This window comes from Sorangium sp. So ce295, from assembly GCF_051527405.1.
Taxonomy (GTDB): domain Bacteria; phylum Myxococcota_A; class Polyangia; order Polyangiales; family Polyangiaceae; genus Sorangium; species Sorangium cellulosum_B.
Genome location: NZ_CP150324.1, coordinates 6346310 through 6360685, shown reverse-complemented (window position 1 = coordinate 6360685; position 14376 = coordinate 6346310). Strand labels below are relative to the sequence as shown.

General features: G+C 72.8%; 11 protein-coding genes. 4 read left to right on the top strand and 7 right to left on the bottom strand.

Annotation, left to right across the window (positions count from 1 at the left end; all coding sequences use genetic code 11):
• Nucleotides 1–38: 38 nt before the first annotated feature.
• Entirely contained in the window at nucleotides 39–1301 is a 1263-nt protein-coding gene (gene truD, locus WMF11_RS23985; RefSeq protein WP_437910744.1) for a tRNA pseudouridine(13) synthase TruD, read from the bottom strand.
• A gap of 148 nt (nucleotides 1302–1449) precedes the next feature.
• Between truD and WMF11_RS23980 the strand changes: the two genes are divergently transcribed.
• Nucleotides 1450–2241, top strand: a complete 792-nt coding sequence (locus WMF11_RS23980; RefSeq protein ID WP_437555018.1) for a formylglycine-generating enzyme family protein — start codon at nucleotides 1450–1452, stop codon at nucleotides 2239–2241.
• Nucleotides 2242–2272: 31 nt separating this feature from the next.
• Here WMF11_RS23980 and WMF11_RS23975 read toward each other — a convergent pair whose 3' ends face one another.
• Entirely contained in the window at nucleotides 2273–2599 is a 327-nt protein-coding gene (locus tag WMF11_RS23975; RefSeq protein WP_437555017.1) for a hypothetical protein, read from the bottom strand.
• A gap of 49 nt (nucleotides 2600–2648) precedes the next feature.
• Complete coding sequence (locus tag WMF11_RS23970; protein WP_437555016.1) at nucleotides 2649–4208, bottom strand: HAD-IG family 5'-nucleotidase; 1560 nt, start codon at nucleotides 4206–4208, stop codon at nucleotides 2649–2651.
• Between the two features lie 378 nt (nucleotides 4209–4586).
• Between WMF11_RS23970 and WMF11_RS23965 the strand changes: the two genes are divergently transcribed.
• Nucleotides 4587–5585, top strand: coding sequence for a ferritin-like domain-containing protein (locus tag WMF11_RS23965; RefSeq protein ID WP_437555015.1), 999 nt, complete (start codon nucleotides 4587–4589; stop codon nucleotides 5583–5585).
• A gap of 203 nt (nucleotides 5586–5788) precedes the next feature.
• On the top strand, nucleotides 5789–7645 hold the full coding sequence (locus tag WMF11_RS23960; RefSeq protein ID WP_437979046.1) for a response regulator: 1857 nt from the start codon (nucleotides 5789–5791) through the stop codon (nucleotides 7643–7645).
• Between the two features lie 17 nt (nucleotides 7646–7662).
• On the opposite strand, the gene WMF11_RS23955 is transcribed toward WMF11_RS23960, so the two are convergent.
• Entirely contained in the window at nucleotides 7663–8523 is an 861-nt protein-coding gene (locus WMF11_RS23955; protein WP_437910740.1) for an SDR family NAD(P)-dependent oxidoreductase, read from the bottom strand.
• A gap of 299 nt (nucleotides 8524–8822) precedes the next feature.
• Nucleotides 8823–9137, bottom strand: a complete 315-nt coding sequence (locus WMF11_RS23950; RefSeq protein WP_437555011.1) for an Mpo1-like protein — start codon at nucleotides 9135–9137, stop codon at nucleotides 8823–8825.
• 105 nt (nucleotides 9138–9242) lie between these two features.
• Here WMF11_RS23950 and WMF11_RS23945 point away from each other — a divergent pair, with 105 nt between their 5' ends.
• Nucleotides 9243–11255, top strand: a complete 2013-nt coding sequence (locus tag WMF11_RS23945; RefSeq protein WP_437979045.1) for a sigma 54-interacting transcriptional regulator — start codon at nucleotides 9243–9245, stop codon at nucleotides 11253–11255.
• Nucleotides 11256–11330: 75 nt separating this feature from the next.
• Here WMF11_RS23945 and WMF11_RS23940 read toward each other — a convergent pair whose 3' ends face one another.
• Nucleotides 11331–12872, bottom strand: a complete 1542-nt coding sequence (locus tag WMF11_RS23940; RefSeq protein WP_437910738.1) for a Glu/Leu/Phe/Val family dehydrogenase — start codon at nucleotides 12870–12872, stop codon at nucleotides 11331–11333.
• A 212-nt stretch (nucleotides 12873–13084) separates the two neighbouring features.
• Nucleotides 13085–13954 (bottom strand): hypothetical protein, encoded by an 870-nt coding sequence (locus WMF11_RS23935; RefSeq protein WP_437979044.1) that lies wholly within the window; start codon nucleotides 13952–13954, stop codon nucleotides 13085–13087.
• Between the last annotated feature and the right edge of the window lie 422 nt (nucleotides 13955–14376).

Below are 14376 nucleotides of genomic sequence, written 5' to 3'. Positions count from 1 at the left end.
CGATGGGGGGTGGGGGGGAGCCGCGCTTCGAAGAGCCTCTACGGGTCGACGGCGGGCTGCCCTTCCTCGACTTCGTCCCCCTCCGGAGGAGGGGCGCTGCCCGCCCCCGGCCTGCCGATGGAGGGCCGGGGGGCGGAGGCGTCGACGAGCTGGAAGACTCGCCCAAGGACGGTCGTCGCGTAGCCGCCCTTCGGTAGCACAAACGAGACGACGATTCCGTGCCGTACATCCGGATCGTCCGCGGCTCCTGGCGTGGCGGCGCTCACCGCCGCCTCCCGGGCGGCCGCCTCCAAGGTGGATACCTCGAGGCCGTCCACCTCCAGGCGCAGCGGGCGCCGCGTGCCTTCTCCGGCGTGGGCGAACGCGTCGAGCTTGCGAGGGTCGCCGATCGCCGCGGTGAGCACCTCGCGCTCCAGCGCGCCCGGGGCGCCCTCGGGCCAGCGCATCTTCCGGCCGAACATCGGGCCCGTCGCCGAGATCGCGAGCGCGGCGGCGCGCGCCTCGGCGTCCGCGAGCTCCGGGCCCTCGAGCGGCACGAGGAACAGCCCGCCGCTGTCGCGCTTCTTGGCGAGATCGCCGGGGAGCACGGCGCTCCAGGTGCCGTCCGCCTCGCGGCGCGCGAGCACCTCGTTGAACCAGAGCGACTGGAGCGCCGAGAAGAGCAGCCGCTGCTCGCGCTTGTCGCGGGGCCCGCGCTCCCGGCCCGCGATCCACGCGAGCGCGCGCTCGGGGTTGTCGCCGTTCCTTCCGAACCGCTGGGGCCCGAACGCGTTCGGCACGCCGGCGCGGCCGATCTCGGCAAGGCGGCGCTCGGCGAGCGGGAGCGCCGCGGGAGCGATGCCCCGGAGCGCGATCCGGAACCGGTTGCCCAGGAGGTGCCCCGGCTTGAGCTTGTTGTCGTGCCGGGCGACCGTGAGGACCTCGATCCCGGGCAGCTCGGCCTTCTCGAGCAGGGGCGCCGGATCCTGCGCGAGGGGGAGCTGGAACGATGCGGTCTGCGTGGTGATCGCGTGACGGTCCTTCATGCCGGCGAAGCCGGCGCCGCCCGGGTCGGCCCCGAGCGCGAGCGCGATGGCCCGGACCGCGTCGAGCGTGGTGCGCCCCGTCTTGCGGAAGGTCACGAACACATGCTCGCCGCGGCCGCTCGGCGCGTAAGCGGGGAGCTCCTCGACGATGAAGTCGGCGGGGGAGCTCCGGAGCAGGGCCGCGGGAAGATCGCCGGGCGAGCCCGCGGGCGCGGGGAGGTCGCCGCGCGAGCCCGCGGCCGTGGCGCCGGCGGCGGGCGGGACGGTGGCTGTCATGGGAGCGCCAGCGTGACCGAAATCGCCCGCTCGTCCAGCGCCAGCAGCGCGCGCGTCCGGGCCCGTCTCCGCCAGCTGCGGCGATTTGCCCGCCGCGCCGGGGATCGGCTATGGCCAGGAGCTCGCCCCGGGCCTGGGCCTCTCCGCGATGCGACCCCCTTTCCCGTCTCACCCCCTCGCGCGCCGGCCCGCCCTGTCCCTCGCGCGCTCGCCGGTCTTCGCCGCGGGCGTCGCGGCGCTCGGCCTCGCGGCCCTCGGGCTACCGAGCCCCAGGACGGCCGCCGCCGCGCGCGCCGCGTGCCCCGCGGGGATGGCCTCGGTGCGTGGGACGTTCTGCATCGATCGCTTCGAGGCGAGCACCGTCGAGCTGCTCTCCGGCGGCGGGAAGCGCCGGCACTCGCCGTTCGAGCCGGTCGGCAAGCTGAAGGTGAAGGCGGTGAGCCGGCGCGGCGTGAAGCCGCAGGCGTACATCAGCCGGGATCAGGCCGAGGCGGCCTGCCAGAGCGCCGGCAAGCGGCTCTGCACGGACGACGAGTGGGTCACCGCGTGCAGGGGCAAGCGCGCCACGGTGTTCCCTTACGGACGCGAGCGGGAGCGCGGCGCCTGCAACGACAGCGGCGTCTCGTCGTTCAACCGCTACTTCGGCCAGGGGGGCGAGGCCCCGCAGTCGGCGTTCACGTGGGCCAACATGAACGACGCCCGCCTGAACCAGCTCCCGGGCACGCTGGCGTCCTCGGGCGCGTTCCGCCGCTGCAAGAGCAGCTTCGGCGTCCACGACATGGTGGGCAACCTGCACGAGTGGACGAGCGCGCCGCGCGGCACCTTCCGCGGCGGCTACTACCTCGACAGCGCCAAGCACGGCGACGGCTGCGAGTACAAGACCACCGCGCACTCGCGCGGGTACCACGACTACTCGACCGGCTTCCGCTGCTGCAAGTGACGCGGCGCAGGCCGCGCGCCGCGCCCCCAGGCTACTTGGGGATGGGGGGGCGTCCGCCGCCGGCGCTGCCGGACATGGGCCCCTGCACCGTCGTGCACTCCTCGTCGCCGGTGTCGACCGTGGTGACGTCGTAACAGCAGAGCTCGCCGTCGAAATCCCCCTCGCTGTCGATGGACTCGATGGAGCTCACGCAGCCTGGGTTCTCGAAGAACACGCGCGCCTCGCCGCTCGACGGGCACGCCCCTTCGAGCTCGGTCCAGTGAAAGCAGGCCCGCTTGCCGCAGCCGGCGGAGCCGGCGACGAAGAGGGCGGGGGCGACGAGCGCGACGAACAGCGGGCGGGGGCGGGCGATGCTCATGGCGATCTCCTCATGCGGCGCCCGCGCACCGGCGCGGAGGCCTCGGCGATCAGAGCTCGTGCGGCATCAGGTCGCGCGGGCTCCGGTAGTACTGCAGCGGCGAGTAGGCGAGCAGGTTCGAGACGCGCGACGTGTAGATGCAGGCGTACTCCTCGACCTGATCGCCGAAGCTGGACGTCTCGTTCGCCTCCTTGAGCAGCGAGCCCCAGTAGGGGTGGAAGCGGCGGGCGATCTCGCGCTCCAGCTTGCCGACCTCCGCGTCGACGGCCCGGAGCTGGCCGCGGATGCGCTCGACCGCGCGCTTGGTGCGGCCCCGCTCGGCCTCGTAGAACGATGTCGCGTAGTCGATCTGGACGTGCTCGCCGTTCGCCTCCGCGAGCAGCGTCGCTCCGCCCCCGTTGGTCGCGCCGTTCTTCTTCTGCTGCTCCTCTTCGATCTTGCGGGTCAGATCCTTGTAGCGCTGCTGGTAGAAGCGCAGCTGGTCCTCGAGCTCCTCGCGGCGCCCCTCGAGCAGGGCGCTCTCCATGTGCTCGCGCCGGCACGACTCGTGGGCGGCGACCTCCGCCTCCATCTCCTGGATGATCATCGCCGTGCGCCACGCGCTCTCCTTCTTGGAGCGGAGGATGTCGCCGTAGATGTGATCGCCGACGTAGAGGACCCGGTCGCCGGAGATGTTCAGGAACTTCTCGAAGTCGTTGAGGTTGCCGCCCTCGTAGATGGCCCCGCGCTCGAGCGGGGCCGTGGCGGGGCGGGGCTCGGCGCCGTCGCGGATGAGGAGCGGGCGGCGCTCCTGGAAGAACGCCGGCTTCTGCGCGGCGACGACGATGACGTCGAAGTAGTGCCGGAAGCTCGGGTACTCCGGCATCGCGTCCCCGAGCAGGTACGTCATCATCTTCTCGGTGAACGGCCAGCGCGAGTTCGTGAGCAGGAAGAGCTTCTTGCCCGCCGAGCGGAACTTGTGGAGCGTCTGCGCCAGGTTCGGATCGCGCTCGACGAAGCGCGGCAGGTCGGACAGGACGACGTCGAGGATGGTGCCGTCCCGGTGCGCCTCGTCGATGCACTCGCGGATGTCGGTGAACAGCCGCGCGTAGTCGAGCGCGACGCCGCGCTCCTCGAGGGCGTCGACGATGCCGGCGTAGAGCGTGGCCTCGCTCAGCGCGTAGAGCGTGTCGATCCAGTGGTAGCGGGCGGTGTTCGGCCGGATCTTGCGGTGCTGGTAGAGCGACCGGAGCTCGTCCTTCGTGAGCTCCCGGAGGCCGTGGTACCCGCGCTGGACCACCTTGAACCGGTCCATCTTGAGCACGTGGCCGAAGCGCTTGTCGATCAGCAAGCCGCGGATCGGGAAGTGGATCGGATAGCGGAGGCGCCGCAGGAGCTCCTCGGGGTAGCCTCGCGCGGCGAGCTTCGTGACGGTCCCCTGGATCGAGAGGTTGTCCATCTCGGTCTGGTTGTAGATCGCCAGGGTGTAGTCCATGTCGAAGCCGACCCAGTCGATCCCCGCCAGCTTGAGGTTGCGGTTGACGAAGACGCGCCGGGTCCGTGGGATGCGCGTGGGCTCGGTCTGGGGATAGAGCCCTCCGAGGGGGAGCTCGAGCTGCTCGAAGAACACAGTGGGTCGACTATGGTATCCCACCCGGAGGGGCGTACAAAGCGCGCCACGGCGACGAACGCGCGCCTCGGCCTGCGCGGGGGTCTCGCGCGGCGCTGCGTAGCGTCGCGTACGGTCGCACGGCGTGCGTGTGACCCCCGAGCGCCATGCCCCTGCCCCCCGGGTCGTCCGCCCGGCGCCGCCCGTCGCCGTCCATCGGCCCGTCGATCGACCGCGCAGGGATCCGTCGCGCCCGAGCAGCCTTCCGCCCGCGGCGCGCCCGGGCGCGCCGCGCTCCCGGCTGCGCCGCGCCGAACAACTGCGCTATGGTGCCGCCCGTCCCGTCGTGCGCGATCGAGGAGACGGCTCCTCATCCGTCATCGACGGGGTCCTTGCCCGATGCTTCTTGCAGCGTCCCAGCCGATCTCCCGCAAGCCCCCCGTCCAGCGCGCCACCTCGTGGTGGCTCAGCATGCTGCGCCGCCGCGCGGAGCGGATGTACGAGGAAGAGCTCGACCTCTCCCGGCCGATCCCGTGGGAGAGCGAGGGAGAGCGCCAGGCCGCGATCGCCTTCTTCAACGCCGCGTTCCGCGCCGAGGAGTCCGGCCTCATGCAGGCGCATGCGCTGGCCGACGAGGTGAGCGTCTGGGACCCCGAGCTCGGCGAGTGCCTGCGGCTCTACGGCGACGAGGAGGGGTGGCACCGCGAGCTGCTCACGAAGTTCCTCGCGTACATCGGCGGCGAGGTCCGGCCCATGGGCCGCGTCACCGGCACCTTTTATCGCCTGTACGGCCGCGCGAAGCGGGTGGAGACGATCGTGCTCACGAACCTCATGTTCGAGACCATCGGCTCGACGACCTACCGCCTCGCGCTGCGGGAAGCCCGGTACCCGGCGGTGCGCCAGATGCTGACGATCCTGACGCGCGACGAGTCGTTCCACGTCCCGCTCAACGTCCACTTCCTGCGCGAGGCCCTGAAGCGCAGCCCGGCCTCGATGCGGATCAGGCTCCGCGCCATCTATACGACCCTCTTCGCGGCGCTGCTCGGGTCGGCGGCCGCGAGCCGCCGGCGCGCGCTCGCCTTCGACAGGATCCCTTTCCAGGTGCTCGCCAGCGCCTACGCCGAGCACCTCGGGCGGCTCTTCGTCCACGAGAGCGATCTCGACTTCGCCCCGCCGGAGCTGCTCCTGCGCCTGTTCGGGCACAGCCGGCGCGCGCTCGCGTCGTCCGAGGACCCGTCGGCCGTCAGCGTGCTCTCGGCAGAAGCGGCGGTCGATCGCGAGCGCGTCGTCGTGACGGCGCTCGGGGACGCGCGTCGCCCCCATGGGCCTCGCGAACCGTGGGAGACGCCGCCGAGCGCCCTTGCCGCGGCGCGGGGCGCGGGAGCTGACGGACGCTGACATCGCGTGAATGGCGCGTAAAAGGCATGTAAAAGCCGCCTAAAAGGCGTGTAAAGCACGCGCAAATGGCGCGCGCACGGCGCGGCGCGGTCGTCGCGGCGCGCACGGCGAGCTTCTCTCCGGGGCATTGTAAGCAGTACACTTGAAGCTCCGGCGTCGTGGGGCCTGCGTGGGGCGGGCGACCGAGGCGTGGCGGGGCGTCGATGGCAGGCAAAGAGCAGCGCCGGAGCGGTCCAGAGAGCAGCCCCGGCACGAGGAGCAGCGAGTCCGCGGAGCGCGCGCTCGCGCCGCAGGAGCCGGCCGCGCGGCCATGGGCGCTCGCCCATGAGGAGGGGGAGGCGAGCGCGGTCGCGCAGATGCGGCACGAGATCCGGACGTTGCTCGGCGGGATCGTCGGGTTCAGCAGCCTCTTGCTCGACAGCGAGCTCGACCCGGAGCAGCGCGCCTGGGCGCGGCGCATCCGGAGCAGCGGCGACGCGGTGCTCTCGATGGTCGACGATCTCATCTCGCTCGGCCAGCCGGACGGCCGCGGGCTGCCCGTCGATCACGCCGACTTCGATCTGCGCCGGGCGATCGAGGACGCCGCGGAGCTGCTCGGCGATCGCGCTCATGACGAGGGGACCGAGCTCGTGCTCGACGTCGAGCCGGACGTGCCGGCGGCGGTGCGCGGCGACGCCGCGCGGCTGCGGCAGATCCTGCTGAACGTCGTGGCGACCGCGATCGGCGCGGCGCCCCGAGGCGAGGTGCTGGTGCGCGCCGCGCTGGACGCGGCCCGCAACGACGAGGCGAAAGGCAGGCTCGACGGTGCGCCCGAGCGAGCGCGCGCGCGGGTGCGCTTCGATGTGCGCCTAGCGGGCGCAGGGCGGGCGGACGGCGCGGCGGCGCTGGGGGCAGCGGGCGCGCCGGGCGGGGGAGCGCGGCTCGCGTCCGGGCGAGACCTCGGCGTGGCGTCCGGCATGGCCGTCGCGAAGCGCCTGGTCGTCGCGATGGGCGGCGAGCTCTGCGAGCCCGCGGACATCGACGCGCGCCGGCATGGGATCTCGTTCGCGCTGCCGTTCGAGCGGCGCGCGCGCGGCGCGGAGCGCGCGCTCATCCCGCGCATCGACCTGCCCGGGAAGCGGGTGCTCGTTGTCGACGACAGCGGCTCGGTGCGTCAGGTGGTGCGAAAGCTGAGCGAGGAGCTCGGGCTCGCGTGCCGCACCTCGGGCAGCGGCGCCGCCGCCCTGGCCGCGCTGCGCGAGGCGGCGGACGCCGGCGCCGCCTACGACATGGTGCTGATCGACCTCGAGCTGGCCGATCTCGACGGCCTGATGCTGCTCCAGCGCATCAAGGCGGACCCGGCGATCGCGCCCGTTCGCGTCGGCCTCATGACCTACGCCGGCCGGGAGGCGCCCAGCCGCGCCGAGGTCGACTCCGTGCTCATCAAGCCGATCCGGCGCGCGCAGCTGCACTCGAGCCTGCGGCTGCTCGCAGGGCTGCCGCCGGAGCACATGTCCGCCGGGGCGCGCGCGCACCCGCCGAAGTCGGCGCGGGCGACGGCCTCATCGAAGCCGCCGAGGCAGGACGAGGCGGACCGCGGGCGGCGGCCTCCCGGCGCGGCGTCGCGGTCCGGCGCGTACGAGGCCGCCCACCCCGACGGCGCGCCACCGAGCGTGGAGCTCGCTCCGCCGACCCTGGTCACGCCCTCGCCCCCGTCGACGTCGAGGCGCGGCCAGCCCGCCTCCTCGCGGCCGCGGGGCGGGCTGCGCGCCGTCGAGCCCGACGTCGTCACCGAGGTGATCGAGCTCTTCCTCACGGAGGCCCCGACCCGGGTGGCCTCGATGCGCGAGGCCGCGGCGCAGGGCGCGCTCGGCGAGCTCGAGCGGCTCGCCTGGGCGCTCTACGAGAGCGCCGACGCGCTCGCGGCCTCGAGCTTGAAGGAGCTCTGCGCCCGGCTCGATCGCGAGGCGCGCGCGGGGACGCTCGAGAGCGCGACGGAGGCGGTGCGGGCCATCGGCCGGGAGGTCGAGCGCGTGCAGTCGTCGCTCGCCGCGGAGCTCAAGAAGCGGGGGTTCCGGTGAGCCGGGGGCCCTTCCGTTCAGGTGAAGCCGACGAGCCTCGAGCTCATCTCCCAGAGCCGCGAGGCCGCCTCTGCGTCGGTCGCCATTCCCTTGAGAGGCCTCGCCCTGGTCCGCTCGAAGAAGGCGGGGCTCCCGGCGGGCGCCGTCTCGGCCAGGATCGCGAGGAGGTTCGCGGCCGCCTGCGCCGGCGTCGCGCCCACGACGTCGATCAGCGCCTTGAGGACGCGCGAGGTCCCCTCGAACAGCCCTGAGCGCACGAGGCCAGGGTAGTAGCAGAGCACCTGGGCTCCTGTGCCCGAGAGCCTCTCCGCGAGGCGGCGCGCCGCGAGCACGAGCGCGAGCTTCGACCGCGCGGAGGCGGAGAGGAACGAATACGAGCGCTTCGACATGAGATCATCGAAGTCGAGCCGGATGCTGTCCACCGGCGCGACCATGTTGACCACGCGCGCGTCGCGCGCGGCCTTGAGCCGGTCGAGCAGCAGGTTCGACAGCAGGAAATGCGACAGGTAGTTCACCTGGAACGTCATCTCGAGGCCGTCGGCCGACTCCGCGCGTTCGCGCAGGAACACGCCCGCGTTGTTCACGAGCAGGTGAACGACCCCGCACCGGTCGGCCACCTGGCGGGCCGCCGCGCGCACGGACGCGAGCCGGCCGAGGTCACACTCGACGAGGTTGACCTCGCCGAGCACCTTCAGCGCGGCGAGCTTCCTCGCGCCGTCGGAGCCGGTACGGCGACAGAGCACGGTCACCCGGGCGCCCTGCCGCGCCAGCGCGGATGCCGTCGCGAGCCCGATCCCCGAGGTGCCCCCCGTGATCACGGCGACCTTCCCCCTCATGCTCCCCGCACTCCCCATCCCCGTCTCCTCGTCCTCGTCCATCTCATCGCCTGCGGCGGGCCGGTCCCGAAGCTCCGGGAGCTCGTCGGGACAGAGGCACGGCGGACGGACGTCGATGCGCCGGCGGGCGCGGTGCCTGCCGAGGACCCGGAATAGGAAGAGTCATCGCCCCCGCCCGCGACACAGGTACGACCGTGCGTGCATCACGTCAAGAAAGCTTTGCGCAATGCAGCACAGTGGCAAAGAAAACCATGTTCCAGGTTTTCTGATGCAGGAAGCCGATCTGTCCGCGTCACAGCCGTGCCCGTGGACGGCGCCCGGGAAGCGCCTGGCGAGGAGCGTCAGGGGGCGGGCGTCTCCTCGAAGACGCGCAGGCCGTACTTCTCGAGACACCAGAGCACGCCGATGATCAGGCTCCGCTTGTCGTCCACGAACGACGGCTTCTTCCCCTCGAAGCAGTGGCCCGCGAACTGGAAGCCCCAGCCGGTCGCGAACATCGCGGCCGCGAGCGGGAGGCCGATGAGCGTCGCGCCCACGGGGAAGCTCGCGACGATGAGCGGTATGCCGACCTGGTGACACGCCTGGTTGCGTGGATCCTGGTGGTCTTCCTTGTACCGGCGGAGCACCTGTGTCCATTCGGCGTTGAGACGCAGCATCCGACCTCCTTACCATGCGGACGCCCCGCGCGCGCTTTCGTCGAAGACCGGGGGCGCCGCCGCTTCCCGGTTGCCGTTGGGAGGAATGAGGCGTAGTTGGGCAGTGTGAGCGGTTACAGGACCGGCCCCATGGCGACGACCGCGCCGCTGTCCATCAAGACAGGGGAGCTCCTCCAGGACGCGCGCTCGGAGAAGCGGCGTGTGCTCCTGCTCGTCTATCATCATGACGGCGTCGAGATGGCCCCGATGAGCCCCGGCGTCGGCGTCGTCGTCGGCAGGGAGGCCCCGGCCGACGTGGTGATCCGGGACAGGAGCATCTCGCGGCGGCACGCGCGCTTCACGCTCGTGGGCGGCGAGGTCGTGGTGGAGGACCTCGGCTCGCGCAACGGGACGCGCATTTCAGGGCAGCGGGTCGAGAGCGGCGTGGTCAAGGCCGGGGACGAGGTGCTGCTCGGCGGCATCGTCGCGTCGGTCCATGTGCTCTCCGGGGGCGAGATGCCCCCGTTCGGCCTGGAGGGCTCCGACGCGCTCCGCTTCGCGCTCCAGGCCGAGATCGTGCGGTCCAGGTTCTTCGGCCGCAAGTTCGCGCTCGTCGTGGTCCGCTCGCTCGGCGCGCAGGCGAGCCACCTCCGCCACTGGGGGCTCCGCGTGCGCGAGGCGCTGAGGCCCGTCGATCGCGTCGCCTTCTACAGCGCCGACACCCTCGAGATCCTGCTCCCCGAGGTCACCCCCGAGCTCGCCGAGGAGCTCGCGAAGGCGATCGTCGCGCGCCGCGAGGGCGAGCCCTTGCTGGTCGCGGGGGTCGCCGTGTCCCCCGACGCCGCGACGTCCATCGACAAGCTCATCGAGGTCAGCCACGAGGCGTCGCGGAGCGCCACCCCCGCCGAGCCCGTGCGCCTCGCGTCCCCGGAGGGCGCGCTGGTCTACGTCACGCCGAAGGTCGACAGCACCCGGCCGCCCGACGAGGCGGGCCCGCCGGGCGCGCCGCCGGAGAGCCAGTGGGAGGCCGACGGCCACCTCCTCGCGACCAAGAGCCCGCTCATGCGATCGCTCGTCGAGGTGGCGCTGCGGGCCGCGCGCTCCTCCATCCCCGTGCTCCTGCGCGGCGAGACCGGGACGGGCAAAGAGGTGCTCGCGAGGTTCATCCACGACGGCAGCCCGCGCCGCGGCGAGCCGCTCATCTGCGTGAATTGCGGGGCGATCCCGGCGCTGCTGGTCGAGAGCACCCTCTTCGGCCACGAGCGCGGCGCCTTCACCGGGGCGAGCCAGCAGCACAAGGGCGTGTTCGAGGCGGCCGCCGGCGGCACGGTCCTGCTCGACGAGATCGGCGAGCTGCCCGCGGCAGCGCAGGCCGCGCTCCTGCGCGTGCTCGAGACCAAGCGGGTGACGCGCGTCGGCGCGACCAAGGAGCTGGAGGTCGACGTCCGCGTGATCGCGGCGACGCACCGCGACCTCGACGCCATGTGCGACGCGGGCACGTTCCGGCTCGATCTGCTCTACCGGCTGAACGCGATGACGCTGAACATCCCGCCGCTCCGCGCGCGCCGCGACGACATCGCGACGCTCGCGGCGGGCTTCCTGGCGCAGGCGAACTCGGCGAACCTCAGCAGGGTCCAGTCGCTCGCGCCCGAGGCGCTGGCCCTCCTGAAGTGCTACTCGTGGCCCGGCAACGTGCGTGAGCTCCGGAACGCGATCGAGCGGGCCGTGGTGATCGCGGAGGGCGACGCGATCATGGCGCGCGATCTCCCGGAGCGCATCCGCCTGGCGGTGACCTCTCCCAGCTCGCCGCCCACGCCCTCTCGCGCCGTCGACGTCTCGCGCTCGTCCGAGCCCGGCGTCGCGCCGGCCCTCTCCCTGCGCGCGTCCGAGCCGCTGCCCTCGCGCCCGTCCGAGCCGCTCCCCCCGCGCGCGTCCGATCCGGGGCAGGGGGCGGCCCCCGCGGTCGGCCTCAAGACGCGCCTGGAGCAGATCGAGGCCGAGCTCCTGCTCGAGGCGCTGCGCGCGTCCGACTGGAACCAGACGGAGGCGGCGCGTCGCCTCGAGCTGCCGCTGCGAACGCTCCAGCACAAGATCAAGGTCTACGGCATCAAGAAGCTCGGGTACGGCGTCGCTCGCTAGGTCCGCCGCCGCCCGCCCGGAACCCGGCCAGAGGGACGGCCGGACTCCGGCGCCGCGCTCGTCGTTTTGCCGAGATCACTGAGAGAACCCTTCCAGCATGTAGTGCGCCTCGATCCGCTTGAGCGCGAGCACCATCGCGGCGAGCCGCATCGGCAGGCGCTTGCCCACGGCGAGCCCGGTCGAGTCGTGATCTTCCGAGCGGCGCGGCCGGTCCTCCGCGATGTCGCAGATCAGGCGGTAGTTGCTCTTGATGGCGCGCTCTAGCCGCGCGTTCACCTCGCCCTCGGTCCAGTGCTCCATGCGCTTGTTCTGGATCCACTCGTAATAGGAGACGGTCACGCCGCCCGCGTTGCCGATGATGTCGGGGATGACGCTGATGCCGCGCTCCGCGAGCACCTTGTCGCCCTCGGTCGTGGTCGGGCGGTTGGCGCCCTCGGCCACGAGCTTCGCCTTCAGCCGCTCGGCCACCTCGCCGGTGATGGCGTCGCCGAGCGCGGCCGGGATGCAGATGTCCGCGTCCACGCTCCAGAAATCGTCCCGCGCGATCGCCTGGGCGCCGCTGTAGCCGGCGACCGACCGCCGGAGGTTCTGCGGGTTCTCGTTGACGTGCGCCATCAGCGCGCCGACGTCGACGCCGTTCGGGTCGTAGATCGCGCCGTCGGCGTCCTGCACGGCCACGCACCGCGCGCCCATCCGGCACAGGATCTCGGCGGCGGCGGAGCCGACGTTGCCGAAGCCCTGCACGATGAAGCGCGCCCCCGCGAGGGGGGCGCCGCGCTGCGCGTACCACTCCTCGATGCAGTACGCGAGCCCCTGCCCGGTCGCCTTGACGCGCCCCTCGGAGCCGCCGATGCGCACGTCCTTGCCCGTGACGACGCCGCGGTGGTTCACCCGCTCGCGCTCGCCGTCGCTGTACTGGCGCAGGAGCCACGCCATCACCTCGGCGTTCGTGCCCACGTCCGGCGCGGGGATGTCCACGTTGGGCCCGATGAGCTGCTTCAGCCGGTACATGTACCGGAGCGAGATCGCCTCGAGCTCCTCCTTGCTGTGCTCGCGCGGGTCCATGCGAATACCCCCCTTGCCGCCGCCGAACGGGACATCGGCGATGGCCGTCTTCCAGGTCATCTCGGCGGCGAGCGCGTTGAACAGGTCGAGCGACACGGCCTTGTGGAAGCGCAGCCCGCCCTTGTAAGGCCCTCGCGCCTGGTTGTGCTGGACCCGATAGGCCTTGAAGCGCACGAACGCGCCGGGCTGGATGCGGTAAAGGCCCTGATCGGCGAGGCGGATCGTCCCGTCCTGCACGTGGATCGAGCCGCTCCGGAGCGCCTCGGGGCGGAGGATGAGCTTGCCGTTGAAGAGCGGGGTGATCGCGGCCCGGTTCGGGATCACCGACGCAGGGAGCCGCTCGTAGGCCGCGGCCGCCTCTCCGCGGAAGGGGACGAGGCGGTCCTGGAGCTGCGTGGTGATGTAGAAGATGTGCTCGTAGTCGGGCTGCTCGAGCTCCAGCCGGATGCGGGGAGCCAGGCCGATGAGGTCCGCGGCGGTGTGAAACACCACCATGGATTCGCCGAAGATGTTGGTCTCCGGCTCGCGCTCTAGGAGGGGGGCGTCTTCCATCGCCGTATGCTGCCTCGACCGCGCGGCAGGGGTCCAACGTTTCGCGGGCCCCGCGCTCGACGAGGGCGGCCGCTCTCCAGAGGCCGGTCGACGGACGGGCCGCCCGCCTCGCGGAGAGCTCGGGTGACTCTCCCCGCAGGTTCGGGCGGACCCTCGTACCGATTCACCACGGCGCGCGGCGGCAGCGTGGCCGTCGCGCCCGGGGAACGACGTCAGGGAAAGAGCGATCCAGGGAAACCACCCCCGCCGCAGCACCCAGCGCCGCCGAAGCCGCCGAGCGGCACGCCGAACCCGCCGGGGAAGCCGAAGCCGCCGTACGGATAGCCGCCCATGCCGAGCGGCCACCCGAAGCCGCCCATGCCCGGCAAGCCGCCGAGGCCGGGGATCCCGCCCATCTGCCCGACCGGGCCGCCGGGCATCTGCCCGACCTGGCCGACGGGGCCGCCGGGGCCCTGGAGCGGGCCGCCGCCCTTGATGGGGCCCTGTCCGATGTCGCCGGGGCCCTGGAGCGGGCCACCGGGGCCCTGGAGCGGGCCACCGGGGCCGCCGATGCCGCCCTTGATGGGACCCTGTCCGACGCCGCCGGGGCCCTGGAGCGGGCCGCCGCCCTTGATGGGGCCCTGTCCGATGTCGCCGGGGCCCTGGAGCGGGCCACCGGGGCCGCCGATGCCGCCCTTGAAGGGGCCCTGTCCGACGCCGCCGGGGCCCTGGAGCGGGCCACCGGGGCCGCCGATGCCGCCCTTGATGGGGCCCTGTCCGACGCCGCCGGGGCCCTGGAGCGGGCCACCGGGGCCGCCGATGCCGCCCTTGAAGGGGCCCTGTCCGATGTCGCCGGGGCCCTGGAGCGGGCCACCGGGGCCGCCGAGGCCACCCTTGAAGGGGCCCTGTCCGACGCCGCCGGGGCCCTGGAGCGGGCCACCGGGGCCGCCGAGGCCGCCCTTGATGGGGCCCTGGCCGATATCGGTCTTGCCCGGCGCCCCGGGCGCGCCGATCAGGCCGCCGCCCCGCGTCTCCTCGTCCGTCGCTTCCTCGTCCTCCAACGCCTGCTCACTCGACGCCACGTCGACGTCAGCCTGGTCCAACTCGGCCTCTTGCGGAGCCACCGCGTCGACTGCGCACCCGGTCATCAACACAGAAAAGAGCATCGCCGCGTGCGCCATCTTCATATCGATTGAGCGAACCATCCGTCCTCCTTCCATGCCCTGCTACGGCCCTCGGGCCCGCGCCGGCATGTTGAACGGCGTGGAGAGCAGGCTGCGTGCCTGACTCCTCGTGTGCAGAGCCTGCCGCGTCGGCGACGGCGAAAGTGCATTGTCTGAATCCGCGCCGGGTGAGCGTTCTGCCCCGTTTCATCGCGCCGGGGAGCCGCCGCGCCGGCGCGCGCCGGCGCCGCCTCGCAGCGCCGATGTGGGAGCCTTTCGAGCGCTGGAGAAAGGCAAATGTCGACGTCCATCGCAGGGCGCCCCCCGCGCGTCGCGCGCGGCGGGACGGCATGAGACGGGGG